Below are 24,556 nucleotides of genomic sequence, written 5' to 3'. Positions count from 1 at the left end.
AGAATGCCCGACATGATGACCGACCTCCGTTTGCCGGCCGCCCGCGTCCTCGCCGCGGGCCTGCTGGCCGCCGCGCTGGGCGCGCAAGCGCAGGCGCCCGCTGCCGTGAACGACGGCACCGCCGCACGCAACGCTCCCGCTGCCGCGGCTGCGCGCGCCGCATCCGTGCCTGCCGCAGCGATCGCTTCTTCGTCCGGCGACGTGCGCGTGCTGGTGGTGGCCGAACAGGAAGCCACGCTGTCTTCGCAGATGGGCCGCGACAGCCGCGTCACCGCCATGCCCCGGCAGGTCGGTGACACCTTCCGCGCCGGCGACCTGCTCGTCGCCTTCGACTGCTCCGAGCGGGTGGCGCTCGTGAAGGAAGCCGAGGCCAAGCTGCTGCGGGCGCGCGAGATCCACCTGTCGAAGCTGAAGCAGCAGAGCCTGGGGGCCGTTGCCGACATCGACGTGGTCACCGCTGCCGCCGATGCGGAGACCGCGCGGGCGCAGCTCGAGTCCGCCAAGGCGCAGGAGCGCCAGTGCACGATCCCCGCGCCGTTCCCCGGCCTCGTGGTGCGCACGCGCGCGCATGCGCACGAGGTCGTGAAGCCCGGCGAGCCGCTGCTGGACATCCTCAACACCGCGTCGCTGCGCGTGCAGCTGTACGTGCCTTCTTCGTGGGTGCGCTGGGTGCGGCCCGGCACGCGCTTCAAGGTGCAGATCGACGAGACGGGCGCCACGTACAACGCGCAGGTGTCGAAGATCTCCGGCCGCATCGACGGGTCGAGCCAGACGGTGGAGCTGCTCGGCCGCTTCGATCGCATGCCCGCACGCGTGCTGCCGGGGATGATCGGCAAGGCGACGTTCGAAGGAGCGCCGCGCTAGGTTCTCCATGGAAGTGCTCGATCCCGCGCAGGCGCTGCTTCGCTACGAGGCAGAGCTGGTCGGGGCGGGGTCCGCCGCCGAGGCGGGCTTCGTCGCCGTCAACCGGCTCGGCACCGTGCTGCCGTTCCGGCTGGCCGTGCTGCTGCAGCCGGACGTGGTGCGCCACGTGCGCGTCGCCTCCGTGTCGCACCTCGCCGAGGTCGACGAGAACGCGCCGTTCGCGCAGTGGCTGGCGCAGCTCGTGCGCCATGCGGGGCAGGAAGACCTCGCCGTGCTCACGCCGTCGTCCGTGCCCGAAGAACTGGCGCGCGACTGGGGCGAGTGGCTGCCCGAACACGCGGTGCTGTGCCGCCTCACCTCGCCCGCGGGCACGCTCGTGGGCTGGGTGCTGACCGCTTTCGACAACGAGCCGGAGAAACAGCAGCTCGCCGTGCTGCAGCTTGCCTGCCGCCAGGTGACGCTGGTGCTTTCTGCGTGGCAGGGCCGCGGCTGGTTGACCGGGTGGCGGCAGCGGCTGCGGGCCTCGCGCAAGTGGATGTGGGTCGCGGCCGGCGTGCTGGTGGCGCTGATGGCGGTGCCGGTGAGGCTGTCGGCCGTCGCGCCCGCGGAAGTGACGCCGCTGGAGCCGGCGTCCATTGCCGCGCCCATCGAAGGCGTGCTCGCGAAGTTCCATGTGCCGCCCAACACGCTGGTGAAAGCCGGCACCGTCGTCGCATCGATCGACGACACCGTGGTCCGCAATCGCCACGCGATGGCGCAGAAGGCGCTGGAGATCTCGCGCGCCGAGTTCGCGCGTGCGGGATCCAAGTCGTTCGGCGACGACCAGAGCCGCTCCGAGCTGCTCACGCTGCGCGCGCGCATCGACGAAAAGCAGGCCGAGCTGGCGTACACCGAGGAGCTGCTGGAGCGCGTGCAGCTGAAGGCACCGATCGACGGGCTCGTCACGTACTCCAGCCCGGACGAGTGGGTGGGGCGTCCGCTCGCGACGGGTGAGCGCATTGCCACCATTGCCAACCCGGCGCGCGTGGGCCTCACGCTCCACCTGCCCGCCGACGACGCCATCGACTTGAAGTTGGGCGGGGAGGTGCAGTTCCACCAGAACATCTCGCCGCTCGACACGCTCACGGCCAAGCTCACGCAGACGGCCTACGAAACAGAGAACACCGTCGATGCGGGCCTCGCGTACGTGCTGAAGGCGCAGTTCGCGCCGGGCACGCAGCCGCCGCGCCTGGGCCTGCGCGGCAGTGCCAAGGTGTACGGCGACTACGTGCCGCTCGGCTATTACCTGCTGCGCAGGCCGTTCGCGTCCGCGCGGCGCGTGATCGGTTTCTAGGGCTCCTGCCGATGAGCCTCGCCCTCTCGATCGGACAGGACCCGGCCAAGGCGCCGCTGCCGGGCCTGCGCGAAGACCTGCACGTGCAGCGCGTGGGCACCTTCCACGACGGGTCGCCGCGCTACCGCATCCACGACGCGCTGCGCAACAAGTACTTCGAGCTGGGCCTGTTCGACGTGGAGATGCTTGCGCAGTGGCGGGCCGGCGACAACGCGGCCGTGGTGGCGCAGCGCACCAGCGAGCAGGTCGGCGCGCCGGTGGACCCGCAGGAGGTGCTGGTGCTGCGAGACTTCCTCGTGCGCCACCAGCTGGTCGACACCACGTCGCGCGCCGACTTCATGGTGCTGCAACAGATGTGGCAGCGCCGGCAGTCGCACTGGGCGATGTGGCTGCTGCACCATTACCTGTTCTTCCGGTTGCCGCTGGTGCGGCCGGACGCGTGGCTGGTGCGGATGCTTCCCGTCGCGCGCCGGCTCGTGTCCGCACCGGCCTTGGTGCTGCTGGCCGTCCTGGCGGTCGTCACGCCCTTCCTGCTCGCGCGCGAATGGAACGACTACACGGAGGCTTTCGCGGGCCTGCTCACGTTCAACGGCATCGTGGCGTCGGCGGCGGCGGCGTTCTTCGCGAAGATCCTGCACGAGCTGGGCCATGCTTTCGTGGCGCGGCACTATGGCGTGCGCGTGCCGGTGATGGGCCTCGCGTTCCTCGTGCTCTGGCCGGTGCTCTACACGGACACCAGCGACAGCTGGAAGCTGCAGGACCACAAGGCGCGCTTCCGCATCGCGGCCGCGGGCATCGTCACCGAGCTGGCGATCGCGCTGGTGTGCCTCTTCCTCTGGACACTCGCGCCGCCGGGCGGCTTGCGCAGCGCGCTCTTCTTCCTTTCGACCACGTCGATCCTCATCACGCTGTCGATCAACGCGAGCCCGTTCATGCGGTTTGACGGCTACTTCCTGCTGTCGGACGCGCTGGATTTTCCCAACCTGCACGAGCGCAGCGGCGACATGGCGCGCTGGTGGACGCGGCGGCTGCTGTGGGGGCTGCAGCGGCCGGCGCCGGAAAGCAACGGGCGCAAGCTGGACACTTTCCTGATCGCCTTTGCGCTGATGACGTGGACCTACCGAGCGGTGGTCTTCCTCGGCATCGCCGCGCTCGTGTACTACGCCTTCTTCAAGCTGCTGGGCATCCTGCTGATGCTGGTGGAGGTGGGCTGGTTCATCTTCCGGCCCGTGGTGTCCGAAGGAACGGCGCTATGGAAGTTGCGCAAGGAGCTGCATCCGCGCTGGCTGCGCCTGGCGGCGGTGGTGTGCGTGTTCCTCGGCGGCCTCACGCTCTTCGCGTGGTCGGGCGAGTCACGCGCGCCGGCCCTGCGCATCGCGGCGGAGGAAAGCCGCTTGTACGCACCGAGCCCGGCGCGCATCGGCGCCGTGCATGTGCGCCCCGGGCAGGGAGTGCAGCCCGGCCAGACGCTGATCGAGCTGCAGGCGCCGGACCTCGCGTATCGCGCGCAGGCCAGCGCCATCCGCATCGAGCGCACCAACGGCGAGCTCTCGCGCATCCCGGCGAGCGACCGCCAGCGCGAGCGCGCGCTCGTGCTGCAGGAAGAGCTCGCGCAGGCACTCGCGGAGCAGCAGGCCGTCGCGTCCGAGCTGGCTTTGATGACGATCCGCGCGACGCATGCCGGCCGTGTCGTGGACATGCCTCCCGATCTGGTCCCCGGGCGATGGGTCAGCCCCAAGCGGTTGCTGGGCCGTGTCGTCGACTCGCAGCGGGCGCAGGTTCGTGCGTGGGTGTCGGAGACGCAGGTGCGGCGGTTGCACGTCGGCGACGAAGTTTCGTTCGTGCCGCGCCATGGCGAGGAGTCGATCGAGAAGGGCCGCATCGTTCGCATCGACACGACGGGCTCGCGTGTGCTGCCGCACCCGCTACTCGAGGGTCGCCACGGCGGCGACCTCACGGCGACTGCTGATGCACGCGGCGAGTGGCAACTACGCGAGACGATCTACCAGGTGGACGTGCAGCTTGCGGGCCCGGCGCCGCAGCAGGTGGAGGCCGGCCGGCTCGTCGTGCCCACGGGCGTGTGGGAGTCGCTGGCGTCGGCGCTGCGGCACGGCATGACCGTGCTGGTGCGCGAGAGCAGCTTCTAAGGCCCGCAGACCGTCATTCCCGCGTTCGCGGGGATGACGGTTCAGCGCGCCATCTCGCGCAAACGGAAGCGCTGCAGCTTGCCGGTTTCGGTACGCGGCAGCACAGTCACGAACTCGATCTCGCGCGGGTATTTGAACGGCGCGATGATCGACTTCACGTGTTCCTGCAGCGCTTTCACCATCGCCGCATCGCCCGTGTTGCCGGGCTTGAGCACGCAGTAGGCTTTCACGATCATGCCGCGCTCCTCGTCAGGCTTGCCGACCACGCCGCACTCGGCAACCGCGGGGTGCTTGAGCAGCGCGTCCTCCACCTCGGGCCCGCCGACGTTGTAGCCGGCGGTGATGATCATGTCGTCGGCGCGCGCCTGGTAGATGAAGTAGCCGTCCTCGTCCTGCATGAAGGCATCGCCCGGATAGTTCCAGCCGGCCTTGACGTAGTTGGCCTGGCGCGCGTCGTCGAGGTACTTGCAGCCAGTGGGCCCGATCACAGCGAGCTTGCCGACCGTGCCGCGCGGCACTTCGTTGCCGTCGTCGTCCACCACCTTCGCGACGTAGCCCGGCACGACCTTGCCGATCGCACCGCGTTTCACATCGGCGCCGGCCGACGAGATGAAGATGTGGAACATCTCGGTGGCCCCGATGCCGTCGAGCATCTCGATGCCGGTCGCGTCCTTCCACAACTGCCGCGTCGCATCGGGCAGGCCCTCGCCGGCGCTCACGCTGATGCGCAGCGTGCGCAGGCCCTGCTGCTTCGCATGCGGGGCCATCTGCCGGTAGAACGTGGGCGCGGTGTAGCAGATCGTGGCGCCGACCTCGTTCATCATCTTCACCATCGCCTCGGGCGTGTACGGCGCGTCGGGGAAATACACCGAGCAGCCGGCCCACATCGGGAACACCAGCAGGCCACCCAGCCCGAAAGTGAAGGCAAGGGGCGGGCTGCCCACGACGATGTCGTCGGGCGCGGCGCGCAGCACATGGCGCGGCCACGCTTCGCACGCGGCGAGCACGTCCCGGTGGGTGTGCACGGCGGCTTTCGGCTTGCCCGTGGTGCCGGAGGTGAAAGCCAGCAGCGCGATGTCATCGGCGGCGGTCGGGCACGCCGCGAAATCGCCGGGCCTGGACGCAGCGCGTGACTCGAGAGAGTCGGCGCGATCCGGCGCATTGAATGCCACCACGGTCGCGAGCACCGGCCGCTCCTTGCGTGCGAGCTCCAGCTCGTCCAGCAGGCGCGCATCGCACAGCGCCACCACCGGCTGCGACTTGTCGATGATGTCGCCCAGCTCGCGAGCGCGCAGCAGCGGCATCGTGGCCACGGCGACGAGCCCCGCCTTCACCACGGCCAGCCACGCAAGCGCGAGACCGACGGAATTGCCGCCGCGCAGCAGCACGCGGTTGCCGGGCACGAGGCCGAGGTCTTCCACCAGCACCCGCGCGATGCGGTCGACGCGCTCGCGCGCCTGCGCGTACGTGAGCACGCCCGCGCTGGACCGCAGCATCGGCCGCTGCGCCCAACCCTTCTGCGCCGCCTTGTCGAGCAGCTCCTCGACGAGGTTGGCGCGCGCCGGCAGCTTCAGCTCCGGCCGGTCGAACAGCATGCGCGGCATGGCATCGGCCGGCGGCAGCCTGTCGTGCACGAAGGTGTCCTGCTGCGCCGAGGCAGCGTACTGCGCCGCGTTCATTCGTGCTCCTCCAGTTGGGCGCGGGCATGGTCCTTCACCTTGCCCAGCAGCTTGTGCAGGGTGGCGACCTCGCGATCGGTCAGCCCGGAAAACGCATCGACGATCCAGCTTTCATGCTGGCGCGCCATGTCGTTGAACTGCTTGCGGCCGCGCGCCGTGAGCCGCACGCGGTAGGCGCGCCGGTCGCCCTGCACGTCGATGCGCTCCACCAGCCCTTCGGTGACCAGCTGGTCGGTGATGCCGGTGACGTTGCCCCCGGTGACCATCATCCGCCGCGACAGCTCGTTCATCTTCAGCCCGTCGGGCGCGCGCTCGAGCTGCGCCATCAGGTCGAAGCGGGGCAGGGTGGTGTCGAAGCGCTCGCGCAGGCGCGCGCGCACTTCCTTCTCGACGATCTGGGTGCACGTCAACAGGCGCAGCCAGAGGCGCAGCGCCTCCGGGTGCTCGCTGTGCGCGCGGGCTTCCATGTCCATGGTTCGACCTTTGGTTGGGCCTAAATAGTTTAAACCTCAACAAAATGCTGTCAACCGGCGTGCCGCCTTGTTCCGTATCAAAGTGACGGTTTCGTCCTACACCGCTGCGTTGACGCGGCGCTCCGGCGGTGGCAAGAATCCCGCATGGAAGCGCTGATCGAGAAGAAACTCTCGGACCGGCTCGCGCTGCTGCCCGTGCCGGTGCGCCTCGACCTGCCCGGCGGCCGCCACGTCGGCCCGGAGAAGGCGCCGCTTCGGCTTTCATTTGCCGACTGGACCGCGCTGGCCATGCTCGCGCAGGGCCAGATCGGCCGGGTCGCGGAGGCGTACGTCGAAAAGCGCGCGGAGTTCGATGGCCGCATGCGCGACCTGATGACGACGGTGATTTCGCTGCTTCCCACGAGCCCCGTGGCCGCCGAGGGCGGCTGGTGGGCCCAGCTCAAGCGGCACGCCGCTTCGGTCGCGCAGCACACGCTGCAGAAGGACGCCGAGCAGGTCCAGTTCCACTACGACGTCTCCGACGACTTCTACGCGCTGTGGCTCGACCCGCGCCGCGTGTATTCATGCGCGTATTTCCGCGACGCCGCGATGCCGCTGGACGCCGCGCAGGAAGCGAAGCTCGACCACATCTGCCGCAAGCTGATGCTGCGCGGCGGCGATCGCTTCCTCGACATCGGCGCGGGCTGGGGCGGCCTGCTGCTGTGGGCCGCGGAGAACTACGGTGTGGATGCCACCGGCATCACGCTGTCGAAGAACCAGCATGCGTACGTGCAGGAGCTCATCGACCGCAAGGGGCTCGCCGGGCGCGTGCGCATCCAGCTGTGCGACTATCGCGAGCTGGGCGAGGCGCAGGGCTACGACAAGATCGCTTCCGTCGGCATGTTCGAGCACGTGGGCGCCGCCAACATACCGGCCTATTTCGGCAAGATCCGCCGCCTGCTCAAACCCGGCGGGCTGGTGATGAACCACGGCATCACATCCGGCCGGCTCGAGCCCGGCTCGCTGGGATGCGGGATGGGCGACTTCATCGACAAGTACATCTTCCCCGGCGGCGAGCTGCTGCACGTGCACCACGTGCTGCGCGAGATGGCGGCGGAGGGGCTGGAAATGGTGGACACCGAGAACCTGCGCCCGCACTACGCGCGCACGTTGTGGGCGTGGTCCGATGCGCTGGAGGCGCGCCTCGATGAAGCGCGCGGTATCCTGGTGCAGCAACTGGGCGAGGAGCGCGGCGAGAAGATCCTGCGCGCCTACCGGCTCTACCTCGCGGGGTGCGCGGTCACCTTCGAGCAGGGGTGGGTGTCGCTGCACCAGGTGCTCGCCACGCGGCCGGACGGCGAGATGTCGAGCGGGAAACTGCGGGGCGCGCAATCGGCGTATCCTTTCACGCGCGACTACATCTACCGCTGATGCTCTACAAATTCAAATCGAAAGCGGCCGGCGACCTGATCATGCTCGAGCCCAACGGCCGGCGCGTGCTCGAGATCATCGGCAAGGACCCCGGCCCCAAGGGCATCATCCAGGCCGCCGAGATACCCGGCGCCATCGCGAAGCTGGAACAGGCGATCGTCGAGGAAGAGGCCGAGCACAAGCGCGTCATCGACGAAGCGAAGGCGAAGGGCGAGGTGCCGCCGAAGTTCGATTCGGTGTCGCTGCGCCAGCGCGCCGTGCCCTTCATCGACATGCTCAAGCGCTGCGAGAAGGCCGGCGCGGATATCGTCTGGGGCGTCTAGTCGGCTTTCGCCCCCGACACCTTCACCACCTGCGCCCACTTCTTGTGCTCCGCGTCGATATGCGCGGCGAACTGCGCAGGCGTGTTTCCGCTCGGGATCGCACCCTGCGCAACGAGCTTCTCCTTCACAGCCGCCGTCTGCAGCGCCTTCGCCACTTCCTGCTGGATGCGGTTGACGATGTCGGCCGGTGTGCCGGCGGGCGCGAGGAGGCCGAACCATGACGTCGCGTCGAAGCCCTTCAACCCCGCCGCCTCCTCGATCGTCGGCACGTCGGGCAGCGCGACCGAGCGCTCGCGGCTCGTCACCGCAAAGGCCTTGAGCTTGCCGGCCCTGATGTGCGGCAGCGACGAGGGCAGGTTGTCGAACATCACGTCGGCCTGGCCGCCCACCATGTCCATCAGCGCGGGCGCGGAGCCGCGATACGGCACGTGCACCATGAACACGCCGGCCATGCTCTTGAAGAGCTCGCCCGCGAGGTGGATCGAGGTGCCGCTGCCGCTCGAGGCCATGTTCAGCTTGCCGGGGTGCGACTTCGCGTACTTGATGAAGTCCTTCACGTTGTTGATGCCCAGCGCCCTGGCCTTCTCGGTCTGCATCTCCATCACGTTCGGCACCCCCGCCACCATCGTGATCGGCACGAAGTCCTTGATCGGGTCGTACGGCAGCTTGTCGTAGAGCGCGCGGTTGATGCCGTGCGTGCCCACCGTGCCCATGAGCAGCGTGTACCCGTCGGCGGGCGACTTCGCCACGACTTCGGAGCCGACGTTGCCGCCCGCGCCGCCGCGGTTCTCCACGATGAAGTTCTGCCCGAAGGCCTTGCCAAGTTCCGGCGCAATGGCGCGCGCGAGGATGTCGGTGGTCCCACCCGCCGGGAAGGGCACGACGATGCGCACGGGGCGGGTCGGCCAGGCAGCTTGCGCGAACACATGCGGCGCGAGGGCGGCGCCTGCAAGGGCGGAGAGTACGGTGCGGCGGGTGGTCATGCGGCGAGCATAAACAAAAAGGCCGCCCTGAGGCGGCCTTTGCGGGAACACCCGAGGCTCAGTCGGCGTACACGCCCGCAGCCTTGATGATCGGGCTCCACTTGGCGATTTCGGCCGCGACGAACTTCTTGTGCTCGGCGGGGTCGCTGCGCTTGTCGGCCACGACCACGGCGCCCAGGCCTTCCTGCTTCTTGATGAAGTCGGGGTCCTTCAGGGCCGCCTTGAGCGCGTCGTTCAGCTTCTTCTGCACGTCGGCCGGCGTGCCCTTGGGCGCGTACAGGCCGTGCCAGATCGTCACTTCGAAGCCCTTCAGGCCGCTTTCCTGCAGTGTGGGCAGGTCCTTCAGCGCCGGGGTGGTCAGGCGCTTGGGCGTGGTGACCGCGTAGGCCTTGACCTTCTTGGCCTCGATCTGCGACGTCGTGTTGGTGGTCTGGTCGCACATGATGTCGATCTGGCCGCCGATCAGGTCCGTCATGGCCGGGCCGGTGCCCTTGTAAGGCACGGGGGTCATGTCGGTCTTGACCGCGTTCTGGAACAGCAGGCCGCACAGGTGCGAGGCCGAGCCCACGCCCGCGTTGCCCAGGTTGATCTTGCCCTTGTTCTGCGCGATCCAGCCCTGCAGTTCCTTGAAGTTGTTGGCCGGCAGCGTGGGGCGGCCGATCAGCGTCATGGGCACGTCGTTGATCATGCCCAGGTACTCGAAGTCGCTCTCCACCTTGAAGGGGATGTTGCGCACGAGGGTGGGCATGGTGCCCATGCCGATGTGGTGCACGAGGAGCGTGTAGCCGTCCGCGTTGGCCTTGGCGACCTTGTTCGCGCCGATGGAGCCGCCCGCGCCCGCCGCGTTGTCGACCACGACGCTCACGCCGCCCAGGGGCTTGCGCATGGCTTCGGCCAGGTCGCGCGCGACACGGTCCGTGGGGCCGCCGGCCGCGAACGGCACGATGATGGTGATGACCTTGTCCTTGGCCGGGAAGTCGGCGGCCTGCGCGCCGAAGGCGGCAGCCACGACGGCGGCGGAGACGATGGACTTGAGCAGGGTTTTCATTGGAGGCTCCTTGGGACGACTCGCAATGATAAAAACGTCTGCTCCCCTGCAAATCGCGGGAATTACGTAGCGACGGGGCCGGGTTTGACCCAGCTCAACGGCTGGCGCGGGCTATTTGTAGCTGCGCGCGTCCTCGATGACCTTGCCGTCGTTCGGCAGGCTGCCCGGCGTGACCAGCTCCACGTCACCCCTGAGCTTGGTCACGTCGCGGATCGCCTCGCCGATGCGAGCATCCAGCCCGTGCGGTATGGATGAGGCTTCCACCTTCAGCGTCATCACGTCGTTGGCCATCTCGCCGCTGACGACGAGCCGCGCCTTCACGATCTCCGGGAAGCGGCGGGCGATGTCGGCCACCTGCGCGGGGTGCACGAACATCCCGCGGATCTTCGTGGTCTGGTCGGCGCGCCCCATCCAGCCCTTGATGCGCATGTTGGTTCGGCCGGTCGGGCACGCACCCGCGAGCACGGCCGACAGGTCGCCGGTGCCGAAGCGCACCAGCGGGTAGGCGGGGTTGAGCGAGGTCACAACGACTTCGCCCACTTCGCCCTCGGCCACCGGGTCGCCGGTGCCGGGCCGCACGATCTCGAGGATGACGTTCTCCTCCACCACCATGCCCTGGCGAGCGCTGGTTTCGTACGCGATCATGCCGAGATCGGCCGTCGCGTAGCACTGCGCCACCGCGATGCCGCGCTCGCCGAACCAGTCGCGCAGGCTGGGCGGCAATGCCTCGCCGCCGACCATGGCCTTTTTCAGGCTCTCGATATCGGCCTTGGTCTCCTCGGCCTTCTCCACCAGGATGCGCAGGAAGCTGGGCGTGCCGGTGTACGCGTTGGGCTTGAGCTCGGCCACGGCCTGCAACTGCTGCTCGGTCTGGCCCACCCCGGCCGGGAACACGGTGCAGCCGATCGCGTGCGCGCCCGACTCCATGATGTAGGCGCCGGGCGTCATGTGGTAGCTGAACGAGTTGTGCACCAGGTCGCCGCTGCGGAAGCCCGCCGCGTAGAGCGCTCGGGCGCAGCGCCAGTAGTCGCGCGTGGCGCCCTCGGGTTCGTAGATGGGGCCGGGCGAGGCATAGATGCGCGGCATCTGCGGGCCGCGAACGAGTGTCGAGAAACCACCGAAGGGGTCGGTCGCACGCGCCGCCTTCTGCATCTCCAGCAGTTCGTGCTTGCGCAGCACGGGCAGCTTCGCCAGCGCCTCGCGCGACGTGACGCGGGCGGCGTCCACGCCTTCGAGGATCCTGCGCATCGCCGCGCTGTTCTTCTGCGCGTGCGCCACCTGCCTTGGCAGCGCGGCGAGCAATTGCGCCTCGCGCTGCTGCGGGCTGCGGGTTTCGAGGTCGTCGAAATATTCGCTCATGTCGATACTGCTTCAGGCCAGCCAGCGCTTGCGGCGCTTGTAGCTCTTCACGTCGCGGAAGCTCTTGCGCTCGCCGCCGCCGACGCCGAGGTAGAACTCCTTGACGTCCTCGTTGGTCGCGAGTTCGGCCGCGGGGCCGTCCATCACGATGCGGCCGCTCTCCATGATGTAGCCGTAGTCGGCGTACTTCAGCGCCATGTTGGTGTTCTGCTCCGCGAGCAGGAAGGTCACCTTCTCCTTCTGGTTCAGGTCCTTCACGATCTCGAACACCTCCTCCACGATCTGCGGCGCCAGCCCCATCGAGGGCTCGTCGAGCAGCACGAGGTTGGGGTTGGCCATCAGCGCGCGGCCGATCGCGCACATCTGCTGTTCGCCGCCGGACGTGTACGCCGCCTGCGACGTGCGGCGCGTCTTCAGGCGCGGGAAGTAGTTGTAGACCTTCTCCAGGTTCGCGGCCACTTCCTGCTTGCTGCTGCGCGTGTACGCGCCGGTCAGCAGGTTTTCCTCGATGGTGAGGTGGGCAAAGCAGTGGCGCCCTTCCATCACCTGCACCACGCCGCGCTGCACGAGGTCGGCCGGCGTGAGGTTCTCGATGCGCTCGCCGCGCAGCTCGATGGACCCCTTGGTCACCTCGCCGCGCTCGCCCTTGAGCAGGTTGGACACCGCCCGCAACGTCGTGGTCTTGCCGGCGCCGTTGCCGCCCAGCAGCGCGACGATGCGGCCGTCCGGCACCTGCAGCGAGACCCCCTTGAGCACGAGGATCACGTGGTTGTAGATGACCTCGATGCCGTTGACGTTGAGGACGATGTCTTTCATGCGCTCTCTTCCTGCTTCAGGACTGGCAGTCGGCCGGGGTGCGCGGCGACAGCTTCTTTTCCGCCGCGTACTTGCCGGCCGTGGTCTTGACCAGCGGCTTGATCACCTGCTCGTCGGCCTGCAGCCAGTCCGAGGTGAAGTTCCACTTGGAGCCGTCCCAGGTGTGGATGCGGGCCCAGGCGGCGCCCATGTGGTCGACGCACGACGTGCTGATCGGGCGCATCACGCCTGCGAAGCCCAGCGCATCGAGCTTGGCCTGCGTGAGGTTCAGGTTCTCCAGGCCCCAGCGCACCTGCTCGCCGGTCATGACCTTGCCCTTGCCGAATCGCTCCTGCGCCGCGCGGATGCCTTCGACACCCAGCATCGCGCTCATCGCGCCGCGCATGTAGAGCACCTGCCCCACTTCTTCCTTCGGGCCGGTGCCCTGGCCCTTGCCGTGCACCATCGCGAGGATGTCCTTCACCACCTTGGACTGCGGCTCGGCGCCGTGCTGCATGGTCACCGCGTTGTAGCCCTTGGCGCCGTCGCCGACGTCCTTCACGTCCGGCTCGGCGCCCGACCACCACACGCCGTACATCTTCTCGCGCGGGTAGCCCGTGGCGACCGCCTCCTTCAGCGCGGTGGAGTTCATCACGCCCCAGCCCCACAGCAGCACGTAGTCGGGGCGGCTCTGGCGGATCTGCAGCCAGGTGGACTTCTGCTCCACGCCGGGCGAAGCGACCGGCAGCAGCGACAGCTGGTAGCCGTGCATCTTCTCGCGCTCCTGCAGCAGCGGGATCGGCTCCTTGCCGTAGGGGCTGTCGTGGTAGACGAGCGCGATCTTCTTGCCCTTGAGCTTGTCCCAGCCGCCTTCCTTCTTGACGATGGCCTGCAGGATCGCGTCGGCCGCGACCCAGTACGTGCCGGCGATCGGGAAGTTCCACTTGAAGATCGTGCCGTCGGCGGCTTCGCTGCGGCCGTAGCCGATGGTCACCAGCGGGATCTTGTCGCCGGGCGCCTTTTCGGTGATCGCGTAGGTCGCGCCGGTGGACAGCGGCTGCACGAGCGATGCGCCGCCGTTCTTGCCCTTCAGGCGCTCGTAGCACTCGACGCTGCGCGCGGTGTCGTAGCCGGTCTCGCATTCCTCGAAACTGAGCTTCACGCCGTTGATGCCACCGCGCGCGTTGACGAGTTTGAGGTAGTCGACGTAGCCGTTGGCCCACGGGGTGCCGTTGGGCGCGAACGGGCCCGTGCGGTACGAAAGCACCGGGATGAACTGCTCCTTGGCCTGGGCGAAGGCGGTGCCCGCCACCGCGGCGGCCAGGGATGCGGCGAGGAGTGCGTAGCGCAACTTCATGTCTGTCTCCTTGTTGAAAATGCTGTCGTCAATGAGGGAAGGGCCACAGGCGCAGCTTCTGCTTGCCCACGGCCCACAGGCGGGCCAACCCATGCGGCTCCACGATCAGGAACCACACGATCAAAGCGCCGAAGACGATGAACTCGGTATGGGAGATACCCGCGGTGGAAATCGTCACGCCGACGAGGGAGCCCACCGCCGGCAGTGCCTGGTTCAGGAAGATGGGAAGGATGACGATGAAGAAGGCGCCGAAGAAACTGCCCATGATCGAGCCCATGCCGCCGATGATCACCATGAACAGCAGGCGGAACGACATGTCCACCGAGAAAGCCGCGGGCTCCCACGCGCCGAGGTAGACGAAGGCCCACAGGCCGCCGGCCACGCCGACGATGAAGGAGCTCACCGCGAACGCGGAGAGCTTGGCGTACATCGGCCGGATGCCGATGACCGCGGCGGCCACGTCCATGTCGCGGATGGCCATCCACTCGCGCCCGATCGCGCTGCGCACGAGGTTCTTGGCGAGCAGCGCCATCACCACGACGAAGGCCAGGCAGAAGAGGTACTTGCTCACCGCGCTCTCGATGGGCCAGCCGAGCACCTGCAGGTTCGACACGGCGACGGAGCCCGAGGGCGTGTCCATGGTGAACCACTTGATGCGCAGGAACATCCAGTCCGCGAAGAACTGCGCGGCGAGCGTGGCGACCGCCAGGTACAGGCCCTTGACGCGCAGGCTGGGCAGGCCGAACAGGATGCCGAAGACCGTGGCGCACAGCCCGCCCAGCAGCAGCGACGGCACCACGGGCATGCCGGTGCGCATGAAGATGTTGTACGCGCCGTAGGCGCCGACCGCCATGAACGCGCCGGAGCCCAGCGAGATCTGGCCGCAGTAGCCCACGAGGATGTTCACCCCGAGCGCCGCCAGCGACATGATCAGGAAGGGGATCAGGATCGCGCGGAACATGTAGTCGCTGGCCAGCCCCGGCACCACCACGAAGGCGACGACGAGCATGAGCGCGATCGCGACACGGTCCTGCGCGATCGGGAAGATCTGCTGGTCCGCGCGGTAGGTGGTCTTGAACTGGCCGTTTTCCCTGTAGATCATGTTCAGACCCGGTCGATGATTTTTTCGCCGAACAGCCCTTGCGGCCGCACGAGGAGGAAGCCCAGCGCCAGCACGTAGGCGAACCAGATTTCGATGCCGCCGCCCACCAGCGGCCCGATGTACACCTCGGAGAGCTTCTCGCCCACGCCGATGATCAGCCCGCCGATGATCGCGCCGGGCACCGAGGTGAGGCCGCCGAGGATCACCACCGGCAGCGCGCGCAGCGCCACGGTGGCCAGCGAGAACTGCACGCCGAGCTTGCTGCCCCAGATCATCCCGGCCACCAGCGCCACGACGCCGGCCACGCACCACACGATCACCCAGATCCGGTTGAGCGGGATGCCGATCGATTGCGCGGCCTGGTGGTCGTCCGCCACGGCGCGCAGCGCGCGGCCGGTGCCGGTCTTCTGGAAGAACAGGCTGAGCGCGATCACCAGCACCGCGGCGATGCCCGCGGCGATGACGTCCTCCTTGTTGATCAGGATGCCGCCCTGGAAGGTGCTCTCGAAGGCGATGAGCGGGTCCTTGGGCATGCCCACGTCGATCTTGTAGATGTCGCTGCCGAAGAGCGTCTGGCCGATGCCGTCGAGCAGGTAGGTGATGCCCAGCGTGGCCATCAGCAGCGTCGCGCCCTCCTGGTTGACCAGGTGGCGCAGCACCAGCCGCTCGACCACCCACGCCACCGCGAACATCACCACGCCCGCGAGGATGAAGGCCAGCACGTTGGCCAGCACCGGGCTGGAAAAGCCCAGCCACTTGGGCAGCCACTCGGCAAAGCGCGCCATGGCCAGCGCCGCGAACAGCACCATCGCGCCCTGCGCGAAGTTGAAGACGCCGCTGGCCTTGAAGATCAGCACGAAGCCCAGCGCCACCAGCGCGTAGAGCATGCCCGTCATCAGGCCGCCCAGCAGTGTTTCGAGGAAGAAGCCCATGGTCAGTGCTGCGTGCCCAGGTATGCGTTGATGACTTCGGGGTTGGCGCGCACCTCTTCGGGCGAGCCGTCACCGATCTTCTTGCCGTAGTCCAGCACCACCACGCGGTCGCTGATGTCCATCACCACGCCCATGTCGTGCTCGATGAGGACCACCGTCGTGCCGAACTCGTCGTTCACGTCGAGGACGAATCGGCACATGTCCTGCTTCTCTTCGAGGTTCATGCCGGCCATGGGCTCGTCGAGCAGCAGCACCTGCGGCTCCATCGCGAGCGCGCGCGCCAGGTCCACGCGCTTCTGCAAGCCGTAGGGCAGCTGGCCCACGGGCGTCTTGCGGTAGGCCTGGATCTCCAGGAAGTCGATGATCCGCTCCACGTATTCGCGGTGCTGGATCTCCTCCTTCTCGGCCGGGCCGATGCGCAGCGCCTGCAGGAAGATGTTGCTCCTGATGCGCAGGTTGCGGCCGGTCATGATGTTGTCCAGCACGCTCATGCCCTTGAAGAGCGCCAGGTTCTGGAACGTGCGCGCGATGCCCATCTCGGCGACCTGCCGGCTCTTCATGTGCGCGAAGGTCTTGCCGCGGAAGGTGATGGTGCCCTGCTGCGGCTGGTACACGCCGTTGATGCAGTTGAGCATCGAGCTCTTGCCGGCGCCGTTGGGGCCGATGATGGCGCGGATCTCGTGCTCTCGTACGTCGAACGAGATGTCGGTGAGAGCCTTCACGCCGCCGAAGGCGAGCGAGATGTTCTTGACGTCGAGGATGACGTCGCCGACCTTGCGGCCCGTGCCGGCTGGCGGCTGGGCAGGCGAGGGGGCTGCGTGGATACCGCCGGGGTCTCTCATGGTCTTCATGCCGCGGCCCTCACCGGCGCGAAGGTTCGGGCGTCCGTGATCTTCAGCGTCGCGCTCACGCTGCCGGTGCGCCCGTCTTCGAACTTCACCTGGGTCTCAATGTATTGCTCGGCCTTGCCGGCGTAAAGGGCATCGACCAGCACACCGTACTTGTCCGCGATGTAGCCGCGGCGCACCTTGTTGGTCCGCGTGAGCTCGCCGTCGTCGGCGTCCAGCTCCTTGTGCAGGATCAGGAAGCGGTGGATCTGGCTGCCGGCGAGCTTCTCGTCGGCGGCAAGGTCGGCATTGACCTTCTCGACGCACTCCTTGATCAACTGGTACACCTCGGGTTTCTGCGCCAGGTCCGTGTAGCCGGCATAGGGCAGGTTGCGCTTCTCGGCCCAGTTGCCCACGGCCTCGAAGTCGATGTTGACCATCACCGTGACCTTGTCGCGCCGGTCGCCCATGGCCACCGCTTCCTTGATGTGCGGGAAGAACTTGAGCTTGTTCTCGATGTACTTCGGCGCGAACATCGAGCCGTCGGCCAGGCGGCCGACGTCCTTGGCGCGGTCGATGATCTTCAAGTGCCCCTGAGCGTCCAGGAAGCCTGCGTCGCCCGTGTGGTACCAGCCTTCGGCGGTCTTCACCTCGCGGGTCGCGGCTTCGTTCTTGTAGTACTCCTTGAGCAGGCCCGGCGAGCGCACGAGGATCTCGCCGTTGTCCTGCACCTTGATCTCCACGCCCTGGATGGGGACGCCCACCGTGTCGGCCTTCACCTGGTCGTCCGGCTGCAGGCAGACGAACACCGCGGTCTCGGTGGAGCCGTAAAGCTGCTTGAGGTTGACGCCGATGGCGCGGTAGAAGCTGAAGAGGTCCGGCCCGATCGCCTCGCCGGCGGTGTACGCCACGCGCACGCGGGACATGCCGAGGTTGTTGCGCAGCGGGCCGTAGACCAGCAGGTTGCCGATGCCGTACAACACGCGGTCGGCGAAGCCCACGGGTTTGCCGTCACGCAGCGCAGGGCCGACGCGGCGAGCGACGTCCATCAGCGCGTTGAACATCCTGCGCTTGACGGCGCTCGCGTCCTCCATGCGGATCATCACGCTGGTGAGCAGGCCCTCGAACACGCGCGGCGGCGCGAAGTAGTAGGTGGGGCCGATCTCCTTGAGGTCGATCATCACCGTGGCCGACGACTCGGGGCAGTTGACCACGTAGCCGCACGCAAGCCACTGCGCGTAGCTGAAGATGTTCTGGCCGATCCACGCGGGGGGCAGGTACGCCAGCACTTCCTCGTCGCAGGTGAGCTTGTCGAAGTCCGCGCCGGCCTTCGCGCGATCGAGCAGGCTGCGGTGCGTGTGCACCACGCCCTTCGGGTTGCCGGTGGTCCCGGAGGTGAAGAACATCGCGGCCACGTCGTCGGCCTGCGCCTTGTCCACTTCCACCTTGAAGAAGTCGCGGTGGTCGCCGGCGAACACCTTGCCGGCGGCGATGAGTTCATCGAGCGCGGCGAGGCCTTCCTCGGTGTAGTTGCGCAGGCCGCGCGGGTCGTCGTAGTAGATGTGCGAGAGCTGCGGGCACTGCTCGCGGATCTCCATCAGCTTGTCGACCTGCTCCTGGTCCTCCGCGAACGCGTAGCGCACGTCCGCGTTGTTGATCGGGAACACGCATTCGGCCGCCACGGCGTCCTGGTACAGCGGGATCGGGATCGCGCCGAGCGCCTGCGCGGCGAGCATCGTCGCGTACAGGCGCGGGCGGTTCGCGCCCACCACCACCATGTGCTCGCCGCGCGTGAGGCCGGCCTGGTGCAGGCCGCACGCGATGTGCTCCACCAGCTGCGCGAGCCCCTGCCACGTGAGCGTCTGCCAGATGCCGTATTCCTTCTCGCGCATCGCCGCACTCGCGGGCCTTTGCTGCGCGTGGTGCAGCAGCAAACGGGGAAAGGTGGTGTCCATGGGGCCGCAATGTAGGACCCCCTTTGACGCCATGTTGTCTTTGCGCCGACAATCCTAGGGAAGGTCCTAGTAGGGCCTGACCCGAGCCTGACGAAATGACGTGCCGATGACAGAGCTCACGCTTCACCAGCGACGCCGCGACCCGACAGCCGACGAGCTCGCGGGCGTGCCGTGGCTGCGCGTGCTGCAGCCGGCGGAGTACCAGCGTGCAGCCGATGCGATCAAGGTGGGCGATGCCTTGCCGGGCGACTACGTCTGCCGCGTGGGCCGGCCCGTCACCTACTGGTTCGGCGTCGTCGAAGGCCTGCTCAAGATGAGCAGCGGCAACGAGGAAGGCCAGACCATGACCTTCACCGGCGTGCCGCCGGGCGGCTGGTTCGGCGAGGGCACGGCCCTCAAGCGCGAAACCTACCGCTACAACATCCAGGCGCTGCGCAAGAGCGTCGTCGCGGGCCTGCCCGTCGACACCTTCCACTGGCTGCTGGACCACTCCATCGGCTTCAACCGGTTCGTGATGAACCAGCTCAACGAGCGGCTCGGCCAATTCATTGCCGCGCGCGAAATCGACCGAATGAACAACCCCGACCTGCGCGTGGCGCGCAGCCTTGCATCGCTTTTCAACCCGGTGCTCTACCCGGGCGTCGGCCAGGTGCTGCGCATCACGCAGCAGGAGCTGGCTTACCTCGTGGGGCTCTCGCGCCAGCGCGTGAACGAGGCGCTCGCCGTGCTGCAGGCGCAAGGCTGCATCCGCGTCGAGTACGGCGGCCTGCGCGTGCTGGACCTCGAGGGCCTTCGCACCACCACCGGCCAGCGGCCCGCCGTGCCCGCCGCAACCACTCCGCGTGCCGTGGCATGAGCCGCGCACGGCCGCCCGAAGCGGCTCGCACCGCAGCGCGCAGCGCGGAGGTTTCCGAATGACGGAGGAGGGCAGCACCGTCCGCCTGAACAAGCGCATGGCCGAACTCGGCCTGTGCTCGCGCCGCGAGGCCGACGACTGGATCGCCAAGGGCTGGGTGCGGGTCAACGGCGAAGTGGCCGTCATGGGGCAGCAGGTGCTGCCCGGCGCGCGCATCGAGGTGGACCGCAAGGCGCAGGGCCAGCAGCAGCAACAGGTGACCATCCTGCTGCACAAGCCGGTGGGCTACGTGAGCGGGCAGGCCGAGGATGGCTACGAGCCTGCGGTGACGCTGGTGCAGCCGCGCAACCACTGGAAGGGCGACCCGACGCACATGCGCTTTTCGCCCGCGCACCTGAGGGGGCTGGCGCCCGCGGGGCGTCTGGACATCGACTCCACCGGCCTGCTGGTGCTGACGCAGGACGGCCGCATCGCGCGGCAGTTGATCGGCGAGGATTCGAGCGTCGAGAAGGAGTACCTCGTGCGAGTGAGCTACGGCCACACGTTCGAGGACGTGCAGCATGCCTTCCCGGGCACCGAGCTCGTGCGCCTGCGCCACGGGCTCAGCCTGGACGGCCGCGAGCTCAAGCCCGCCAAGGTGGACTGGCAGAACCCCGAGCAGCTGCGCTTCGTGCTGAAGGAAGGGCGCAAGCGGCAGATCCGCCGAATGTGCGAAACGGTGGGGTTGAAGGTGATGGGATTGAAGCGCGTGCGCATCGGGGGCGTTGTGCTCGGGCACTTGCCGCAGGGACAATGGCGCTATCTTGCGCCGAATGAAAGGTTCTGAACCATGAAGTACTGGATCGCAGCCATCGCCCTTTGTGCCACGGCGGCCCACGCACAAGGTGTGGTCAACGCCATCTGCAGCACCGACCAGCCCTGGTGCGAGCTCGCGGCGAAGGAGTTCACCAAGGCCACCGGCATCAAGGTGCAGCAGACGCACAAGCCCACGGGTGAGGCCCTGGCGCAGATCCGCGCGGAGTCCGCCAACCCCAAGACCGACTTGTGGTGGGGCGGCACCGGCGACCCCTACCTGCAGGCCGCCGAGGAGAACCTGCTGGACACCTACAAGCCGCCCAACATGAACCAGCTGCACATGTGGGCCGTGCGCCAGTACGGCATGACGCAGGGGCAGGTGGGCGGCTTCTACACCAGCGCCATCGGCTTCGGCTGGAACGAGAACCTGCTGAAGAAGAAGAAACTGCCGGCGCCCAAGTGCTGGAAGGACCTGCTCGACCCGCGCTACAAAGGCGACATCGAGATGTCGCACCCCGGCAGCAGCGGCACCGGCTACACCATCCTCGCGGGGCTCGTGCAGCTCATGGGCGAGGACGCCGCCTTCGATTACCTGAAGAAGCTGCACAAGAACACCACGCAGTACACCCGCAGCGGCCAGGCGCAGGCGCGCAACGTGGCCAAGGGGGAAGTGGCCATCGGCGTGAGTTTCATCTTCGGCTTCGACAACGAGCGGCTGACCAACAAGTTCCCGGTCGGTTCGGCGGCGCCTTGCGAAGGCACGGGCTACGAGGTCGGCGGCATCGCGCTGGTCAAGGGCGCGCGCAACAAGGAGCCGGCGCGCAAGTACTACGACTGGCTCATGAGCCCCGAGGGCCAGGCCATCGGCGGCAAGGCCAACAGCCTGCAGGTGCCGGCCAACCGGCTCACCCAGCTGGACCCGCGCATCCCCGACATGGACAACGTGCGCCTGATCAAGTACGACTTCGAGAAGTACGGCAAGGCGGCCGAGCGCAAGCGGCTGATCGACCGGTGGGTGAAGGAAGTGGAGTCGCAGCCGCGGTGAGGCGGTGCGGTCAGTAGGTGATCGTCACCGTCCGCGAGTCGTTGCCCACGCAGGTCGCACCGGTTGCGCATGTTCCGGCCTGGCCCGCGGGGATCGACCCTGGAACCTGGTAGGTGACCGTGTTGCCCGTGCCCGACTGGCTGTTCAGGTTCTGCGTGCCGACGCTCGTGAGGCCCAGGTTGTAGGTGAGCCCTGCGGCCGTGCCGGTCACGGCGTCCAGCGAGAGGGAAAACGACGTGGTGTTCGTGCACTGCACGACGAAGGTCCCGTTCGTTCCGGGTTGCGCGCTCGACTGGAACGACGTGTAGTTGAACAGCAGCGTGTTGCCGGTCGTCGTGAGGCACAGCGCATTGACCGTGCCCGACACCGACAAGGTTCCGGTTCCGTAGCTCGTGCCGCCGCCGCTGGCGGAGCGGATCGTGAGCGTCTCGGAGGCCGAGAACACGAGCGGTTTCGTCGTGTTGGCCGGCGTCACGCGCAGGCAGAACGGAATGTTGCTGAAGCTCGTGGTGCGGTCGCCGCCTGCCGTGAGGCTGTTGGCGACCGAGATGTCCGTGCCCGTGTTCTGCCATGCGGCGCTGCAGCCGGGGTAGGCCGTGAACAGCTGGTAGGCCAGCGTGTTGCCGCCGTTGGAGAGGTTGCGCGAACCGTTGGTACCGGAGGTCCCGATATAGAACGTGGCGGGGAATTTCGGGTCGCCCGCGGCGCGCGTGCAGGTGAAGCTGATCGCGCCGGACACGTCGATGTTGCCGCCCGCGAACACGTTGGTCACCGTCGCCGAAGCGCTGCCCGTGATCGAGCTGCAGCTGATTGCGGCACTCGCGGCGGACGCGGCGAACGCGAGCGACAGCGCGACTGCCCAACGAATGATCTTCTTCATTTGTTCACCTCTTGATGCCGGGGCACGTGAGCGGCCCCACCCGCGCGATCTCGTCGACCTCGCCCTTGGGGAGTTGCACGGCGAAACTGCAGCTGGCTCCCTTCCACTTCAACCGCAGTTCGTTGCGCTCCTGCAGGCCCGTGACGAACGCTTCGCCGCGCCTGGCCACGAAGAACTCGGCCTTGTCGCCGACGATCTCGATCTCCGCCCCCGCAGGAGCCGGCTCGCCGTCGTCGAACACGATCTTGATGAGCGCGCCGCGCCCGCTGCGCACCGGGAACGTCACGCGCACGCCGCTGCGCTCGGGCGGGATGACGACCTGTTCGATGTTGTCGATCTCGGCGCTGATCGGCAGTTCCTTCGGGTCGATCTGGATGCTGTTGGGCGTGAAAGGCATCAGGCCGGGCAGCAGCGCCTTGCCCTCGCTGTCCGTGCGCGCCTGCACCCGGCCGTGCAGGCCGACGCCCACGTTCGGGTAACCGGGGATCTCCACGAGCGCGAAACTGCTCTGCAGCCGCCGCGTCGCGAACAGGCTGCCGCCCATGAAGACCAGCGAGCCTTCGGCGCCCAGCCGCAGCGCCTGGAAATCCTTCGAGACGCTCGCCTCGGCGCTCGTGCGCAGGCGCGACCCCTCGTGCGAGACGCCGCCCTCCGCATAGGCGCCGCTCGAGCGCGTGCCGCCGAGGACGCGCCAGCCGAACCCACCCTCCGGCCCGACCGCCTTGCTGGCAGTCGCGAAGCCCTCGAACGAACCCGTGCGCGCGGTGGCGACACCGAGTGCGGTCACGCGGTCGTCCAGCGGAATCGCCAGGCTGGTGCTGACCGACGTGCCGCCGCCGGTCCCCTTCACGTGGGTCGCGCTCACGTTCAGCGACCACTTGTTGGCGAACTGGATGGAGTAGTTCACGCTGTAGGTCGTGAACGGCTCCTTGTCGTAGGGCACGATGCGTGCGAAGCCGAGCCCCACCGACCCGAAGCGTGCATCGCCATACGAGTAGCTGGCCGACATCTCCTTCGCATTTGGCAGCGCGCCCGGCTCCAGCGCGAACTCCGTGAAACCCCGCGAGGACGCCGTGTAGTTGAGCGAGACGCCATGGCGCAGGCTGCTGTGCTCCAGCCCGAGGACCCAGCGCTGCCCCGCCGAGCCGGCCTGGTGCCGGCTGCCCGCGACGCCCAGCAGCCCGACCATCTGCAGCGGCAGGCCGGCGACGACACCGGCGGCTGCAACCTGCCGGTCGCGGCCCAGTTGCGCGTTCGCGTCGAGCGTGAGCTGCTTGGAGAAACCGTATCGCCACAACGCGCCGGCGAACTTCTCGTCGTACCGGTCGGACTCGCTGCCGATGTCGCGCCGCACGGCGCCCGCGGAGAGGTGCCAGTCCGACAGGCCCTCCTCCAGCATGCTGTTGGTGCTGAAGAAGGACTGCACGACCACGCTCTCGCGGCCGAGGACGTCGCGCACGACGATCCGGGCCTGCCCCGACCCCGTCAGGAGCGGGTAGTTGTCGATGACGAAGGGGCCGACGGGGACACGCGAGGTCTGCCGCAGCGCGTCGTTCACGTAGAGTTCCACCGTGCTCGGCGCTGCAGCGGTGCCGCCGATGACCGGGACCGGCCTCGAAATGAACCCCGGCGCAAGGCCGAAGTTGCGGCCGATCTCCACGCCACCGAAGTAGGTCGGCCGCAGCACGATGCCCGTGCGGGTCGACGAGTCGCCGGCACGCAAGGTCAGGCCGGAGCTCACGAAGTTGTGGGTGAAGACGGTCTCCAGCCGGTGGAACGAGCGCGGCTGCGCCGGGTCGGACCCGTCGAGATGCCGTCCCACGAAACTCGTCGTCAGCACTCCCCAGTTGCTCGACCAACCCACTTCGCCCAGGACGCCGAGGTCCTGCTGCGCGCGGGTGCCGTTGCTCTTGTTGTAGGAGAGGTTGGTGTCGAAGTTGAGGAACAGTGCGGGTTCCGCGGGCACCGTCTTCGCGCGCTCCGCGGGGGTGGGCTCGGTGACGCGGCTCTGGATGAACGCAGTCGGCGAGAAGGACAGGTCGAGCGACTGCGTGGCGAGGTTCATCTTCACTTCGAACCCCGGCAGCGCGCTCAGCGGAAACCACTGCTTGCCCCGGTAGACATACGGCGTCACGCCGCCGCGCCGCGTGAGGCGCCACTCGTCGATGGCCTCCGTGGGCGCATAGAGGTTGCCTTCGCGCTCTAGCAGGACCCACGAGCCGCCGGGCGTCGCGTTGATGGTGACTTCGAAGGGGATCAGCCGCTCGCGGGGGCGCGCCGGCGAAGCGCTGGCCTCGGGCGTCTGCGCCAGTGCCGCGCCGGGCCCGGCGAGGGCCAGCAGCAGCACGGTGAGCGAACGAAGGGTGGGCCGTCCCAGCCGCATCGGGCGAACC

21 protein-coding genes are annotated in these 24,556 nt (G+C 68.0%); 8 read left to right on the top strand and 13 right to left on the bottom strand.

All coding sequences use genetic code 11. From position 1 onward, the window contains the following. Nucleotides 1-12 precede the first annotated feature (12 nt). Genes H8R02_RS02420 through H8R02_RS02410 form a run of 3 tightly spaced genes read left to right on the top strand, consistent with a single transcriptional unit; the run spans nucleotide 13 to nucleotide 4,344 of the window. Nucleotides 13-864 (top strand): efflux RND transporter periplasmic adaptor subunit, encoded by an 852-nt coding sequence (locus H8R02_RS02420; RefSeq protein ID WP_187079745.1) that lies wholly within the window; start codon nucleotides 13-15, stop codon nucleotides 862-864. A 7-nt stretch (nucleotides 865-871) separates the two neighbouring features. Next, nucleotides 872-2,197: an efflux RND transporter periplasmic adaptor subunit gene (locus H8R02_RS02415; RefSeq protein ID WP_187079744.1), complete on the top strand. Its 1,326-nt coding sequence runs from the start codon at nucleotides 872-874 to the stop codon at nucleotides 2,195-2,197. Nucleotides 2,198-2,208: 11 nt separating this feature from the next. Continuing rightward, nucleotides 2,209-4,344, top strand: a complete 2,136-nt coding sequence (locus tag H8R02_RS02410) for a site-2 protease family protein (protein WP_187079743.1) — start codon at nucleotides 2,209-2,211, stop codon at nucleotides 4,342-4,344. A gap of 41 nt (nucleotides 4,345-4,385) precedes the next feature. On the opposite strand, the gene H8R02_RS02405 is transcribed toward H8R02_RS02410, so the two are convergent. After that, complete coding sequence (locus H8R02_RS02405; RefSeq protein ID WP_187079742.1) at nucleotides 4,386-6,023, bottom strand: AMP-binding protein; 1,638 nt, start codon at nucleotides 6,021-6,023, stop codon at nucleotides 4,386-4,388. Continuing rightward, nucleotides 6,020-6,496, bottom strand: a complete 477-nt coding sequence (locus H8R02_RS02400; RefSeq protein ID WP_187079741.1) for a MarR family winged helix-turn-helix transcriptional regulator — start codon at nucleotides 6,494-6,496, stop codon at nucleotides 6,020-6,022. Before H8R02_RS02400 ends, H8R02_RS02405 begins: the two co-directional genes overlap by 4 nt. 144 nt (nucleotides 6,497-6,640) lie before the next feature. Here H8R02_RS02400 and H8R02_RS02395 point away from each other — a divergent pair, with 144 nt between their 5' ends. Together H8R02_RS02395 and H8R02_RS02390 are read left to right on the top strand one after the other, a co-directional pair. Continuing rightward, nucleotides 6,641-7,906 carry a class I SAM-dependent methyltransferase gene (locus H8R02_RS02395; RefSeq protein ID WP_187079740.1) on the top strand — a complete coding sequence of 422 codons (1,266 nt, stop codon included), beginning with the start codon at nucleotides 6,641-6,643 and terminating at the stop codon, nucleotides 7,904-7,906. Continuing rightward, nucleotides 7,906-8,229, top strand: a complete 324-nt coding sequence (locus H8R02_RS02390; RefSeq protein ID WP_187079739.1) for a DUF1840 domain-containing protein — start codon at nucleotides 7,906-7,908, stop codon at nucleotides 8,227-8,229. The genes H8R02_RS02395 and H8R02_RS02390 overlap by 1 nt, the downstream gene beginning before the upstream one ends. Here H8R02_RS02390 and H8R02_RS02385 read toward each other — a convergent pair. From H8R02_RS02385 to H8R02_RS02345, 9 genes are all read right to left on the bottom strand, one after another. Further along, nucleotides 8,226-9,212 (bottom strand): Bug family tripartite tricarboxylate transporter substrate binding protein, encoded by a 987-nt coding sequence (locus H8R02_RS02385; RefSeq protein WP_187079738.1) that lies wholly within the window; start codon nucleotides 9,210-9,212, stop codon nucleotides 8,226-8,228. The two genes, H8R02_RS02390 and H8R02_RS02385, sit on opposite strands and share 4 nt — an antisense overlap. A gap of 58 nt (nucleotides 9,213-9,270) precedes the next feature. Beyond that, nucleotides 9,271-10,260 carry a tripartite tricarboxylate transporter substrate-binding protein gene (locus H8R02_RS02380; RefSeq protein ID WP_187079737.1) on the bottom strand — a complete coding sequence of 330 codons (990 nt, stop codon included), beginning with the start codon at nucleotides 10,258-10,260 and terminating at the stop codon, nucleotides 9,271-9,273. 111 nt (nucleotides 10,261-10,371) lie between these two features. After that, a complete protein-coding gene (locus H8R02_RS02375) occupies nucleotides 10,372-11,619 on the bottom strand; it encodes a phenylacetate--CoA ligase family protein (RefSeq protein WP_187079736.1) in 1,248 nt (415 codons plus the stop codon). A gap of 12 nt (nucleotides 11,620-11,631) precedes the next feature. Beyond that, on the bottom strand, nucleotides 11,632-12,435 hold the full coding sequence (locus H8R02_RS02370; protein ID WP_187079735.1) for an ABC transporter ATP-binding protein: 804 nt from the start codon (nucleotides 12,433-12,435) through the stop codon (nucleotides 11,632-11,634). A gap of 16 nt (nucleotides 12,436-12,451) precedes the next feature. After that, the gene (locus tag H8R02_RS02365) at nucleotides 12,452-13,771 is read right to left on the bottom strand and encodes an ABC transporter substrate-binding protein (RefSeq protein ID WP_187079734.1); all 1,320 of its coding nucleotides are present in this window, start codon (nucleotides 13,769-13,771) and stop codon (nucleotides 12,452-12,454) included. 28 nt (nucleotides 13,772-13,799) lie between these two features. Then, nucleotides 13,800-14,873 carry a branched-chain amino acid ABC transporter permease gene (locus H8R02_RS02360; RefSeq protein WP_187079733.1) on the bottom strand — a complete coding sequence of 358 codons (1,074 nt, stop codon included), beginning with the start codon at nucleotides 14,871-14,873 and terminating at the stop codon, nucleotides 13,800-13,802. A gap of 2 nt (nucleotides 14,874-14,875) precedes the next feature. Continuing rightward, the gene (locus H8R02_RS02355) at nucleotides 14,876-15,805 is read right to left on the bottom strand and encodes a branched-chain amino acid ABC transporter permease (RefSeq protein WP_187079732.1); all 930 of its coding nucleotides are present in this window, start codon (nucleotides 15,803-15,805) and stop codon (nucleotides 14,876-14,878) included. Nucleotides 15,806-15,807: 2 nt separating this feature from the next. Continuing rightward, on the bottom strand, nucleotides 15,808-16,647 hold the full coding sequence (locus H8R02_RS02350) for an ABC transporter ATP-binding protein (protein WP_255429183.1): 840 nt from the start codon (nucleotides 16,645-16,647) through the stop codon (nucleotides 15,808-15,810). A gap of 5 nt (nucleotides 16,648-16,652) precedes the next feature. Continuing rightward, a complete protein-coding gene (locus H8R02_RS02345; protein WP_187079731.1) occupies nucleotides 16,653-18,587 on the bottom strand; it encodes an AMP-dependent synthetase/ligase in 1,935 nt (644 codons plus the stop codon). A gap of 106 nt (nucleotides 18,588-18,693) precedes the next feature. On the opposite strand from H8R02_RS02345, the gene H8R02_RS02340 reads away from it, so the two are divergent. The 3 genes from H8R02_RS02340 to H8R02_RS02330 are packed head-to-tail and all read left to right on the top strand — an operon-like array spanning nucleotide 18,694 to nucleotide 21,283. After that, nucleotides 18,694-19,443 (top strand): Crp/Fnr family transcriptional regulator, encoded by a 750-nt coding sequence (locus H8R02_RS02340; RefSeq protein ID WP_187079730.1) that lies wholly within the window; start codon nucleotides 18,694-18,696, stop codon nucleotides 19,441-19,443. A 58-nt stretch (nucleotides 19,444-19,501) separates the two neighbouring features. Further along, nucleotides 19,502-20,269, top strand: coding sequence for a pseudouridine synthase (locus H8R02_RS02335; RefSeq protein ID WP_187079729.1), 768 nt, complete (start codon nucleotides 19,502-19,504; stop codon nucleotides 20,267-20,269). Between the two features lie 3 nt (nucleotides 20,270-20,272). After that, complete coding sequence (locus tag H8R02_RS02330; RefSeq protein ID WP_187079728.1) at nucleotides 20,273-21,283, top strand: ABC transporter substrate-binding protein; 1,011 nt, start codon at nucleotides 20,273-20,275, stop codon at nucleotides 21,281-21,283. A gap of 10 nt (nucleotides 21,284-21,293) precedes the next feature. Here the strand turns inward: H8R02_RS02330 and H8R02_RS02325 are convergent, their stop codons facing one another. Both H8R02_RS02325 and H8R02_RS02320 read right to left on the bottom strand, forming a co-directional pair. After that, nucleotides 21,294-22,163: a spore coat protein U domain-containing protein gene (locus H8R02_RS02325; RefSeq protein ID WP_187079727.1), complete on the bottom strand. Its 870-nt coding sequence runs from the start codon at nucleotides 22,161-22,163 to the stop codon at nucleotides 21,294-21,296. A gap of 4 nt (nucleotides 22,164-22,167) precedes the next feature. Next, nucleotides 22,168-24,546 (bottom strand): fimbria/pilus outer membrane usher protein, encoded by a 2,379-nt coding sequence (locus tag H8R02_RS02320; RefSeq protein ID WP_187079726.1) that lies wholly within the window; start codon nucleotides 24,544-24,546, stop codon nucleotides 22,168-22,170. Nucleotides 24,547-24,556 lie beyond the last annotated feature (10 nt).

The organism is Ramlibacter albus, from assembly GCF_014297445.1.
Lineage (GTDB): Bacteria > Pseudomonadota > Gammaproteobacteria > Burkholderiales > Burkholderiaceae_C > Ramlibacter > Ramlibacter albus.
This window is presented reverse-complemented; position numbering and strand designations above follow the sequence as displayed.

Coding starts and splice junctions, on each gene's coding strand:
- H8R02_RS02345 (WP_187079731.1), bottom strand. CDS start 18,587: ATGGACACCACCTTTCCCCGTTTGCTGCTGCACCACGCGCAGCAAAGG.
- H8R02_RS02350 (WP_255429183.1), bottom strand. CDS start 16,647: ATGAGAGACCCCGGCGGTATCCACGCAGCCCCCTCGCCTGCCCAGCCG.
- H8R02_RS02380 (WP_187079737.1), bottom strand. CDS start 10,260: ATGAAAACCCTGCTCAAGTCCATCGTCTCCGCCGCCGTCGTGGCTGCC.
- H8R02_RS02405 (WP_187079742.1), bottom strand. CDS start 6,023: ATGAACGCGGCGCAGTACGCTGCCTCGGCGCAGCAGGACACCTTCGTG.
- H8R02_RS02330 (WP_187079728.1), top strand. CDS start 20,273: ATGAAGTACTGGATCGCAGCCATCGCCCTTTGTGCCACGGCGGCCCAC.
- H8R02_RS02370 (WP_187079735.1), bottom strand. CDS start 12,435: ATGAAAGACATCGTCCTCAACGTCAACGGCATCGAGGTCATCTACAAC.
- H8R02_RS02385 (WP_187079738.1), bottom strand. CDS start 9,212: ATGACCACCCGCCGCACCGTACTCTCCGCCCTTGCAGGCGCCGCCCTC.
- H8R02_RS02375 (WP_187079736.1), bottom strand. CDS start 11,619: ATGAGCGAATATTTCGACGACCTCGAAACCCGCAGCCCGCAGCAGCGC.
- H8R02_RS02410 (WP_187079743.1), top strand. CDS start 2,209: ATGAGCCTCGCCCTCTCGATCGGACAGGACCCGGCCAAGGCGCCGCTG.
- H8R02_RS02340 (WP_187079730.1), top strand. CDS start 18,694: ATGACAGAGCTCACGCTTCACCAGCGACGCCGCGACCCGACAGCCGAC.
- H8R02_RS02415 (WP_187079744.1), top strand. CDS start 872: ATGGAAGTGCTCGATCCCGCGCAGGCGCTGCTTCGCTACGAGGCAGAG.
- H8R02_RS02355 (WP_187079732.1), bottom strand. CDS start 15,805: ATGGGCTTCTTCCTCGAAACACTGCTGGGCGGCCTGATGACGGGCATG.
- H8R02_RS02335 (WP_187079729.1), top strand. CDS start 19,502: ATGACGGAGGAGGGCAGCACCGTCCGCCTGAACAAGCGCATGGCCGAA.
- H8R02_RS02320 (WP_187079726.1), bottom strand. CDS start 24,546: ATGCGGCTGGGACGGCCCACCCTTCGTTCGCTCACCGTGCTGCTGCTG.
- H8R02_RS02360 (WP_187079733.1), bottom strand. CDS start 14,873: ATGATCTACAGGGAAAACGGCCAGTTCAAGACCACCTACCGCGCGGAC.
- H8R02_RS02395 (WP_187079740.1), top strand. CDS start 6,641: ATGGAAGCGCTGATCGAGAAGAAACTCTCGGACCGGCTCGCGCTGCTG.
- H8R02_RS02325 (WP_187079727.1), bottom strand. CDS start 22,163: ATGAAGAAGATCATTCGTTGGGCAGTCGCGCTGTCGCTCGCGTTCGCC.
- H8R02_RS02420 (WP_187079745.1), top strand. CDS start 13: ATGATGACCGACCTCCGTTTGCCGGCCGCCCGCGTCCTCGCCGCGGGC.
- H8R02_RS02400 (WP_187079741.1), bottom strand. CDS start 6,496: ATGGACATGGAAGCCCGCGCGCACAGCGAGCACCCGGAGGCGCTGCGC.
- H8R02_RS02390 (WP_187079739.1), top strand. CDS start 7,906: ATGCTCTACAAATTCAAATCGAAAGCGGCCGGCGACCTGATCATGCTC.
- H8R02_RS02365 (WP_187079734.1), bottom strand. CDS start 13,771: ATGAAGTTGCGCTACGCACTCCTCGCCGCATCCCTGGCCGCCGCGGTG.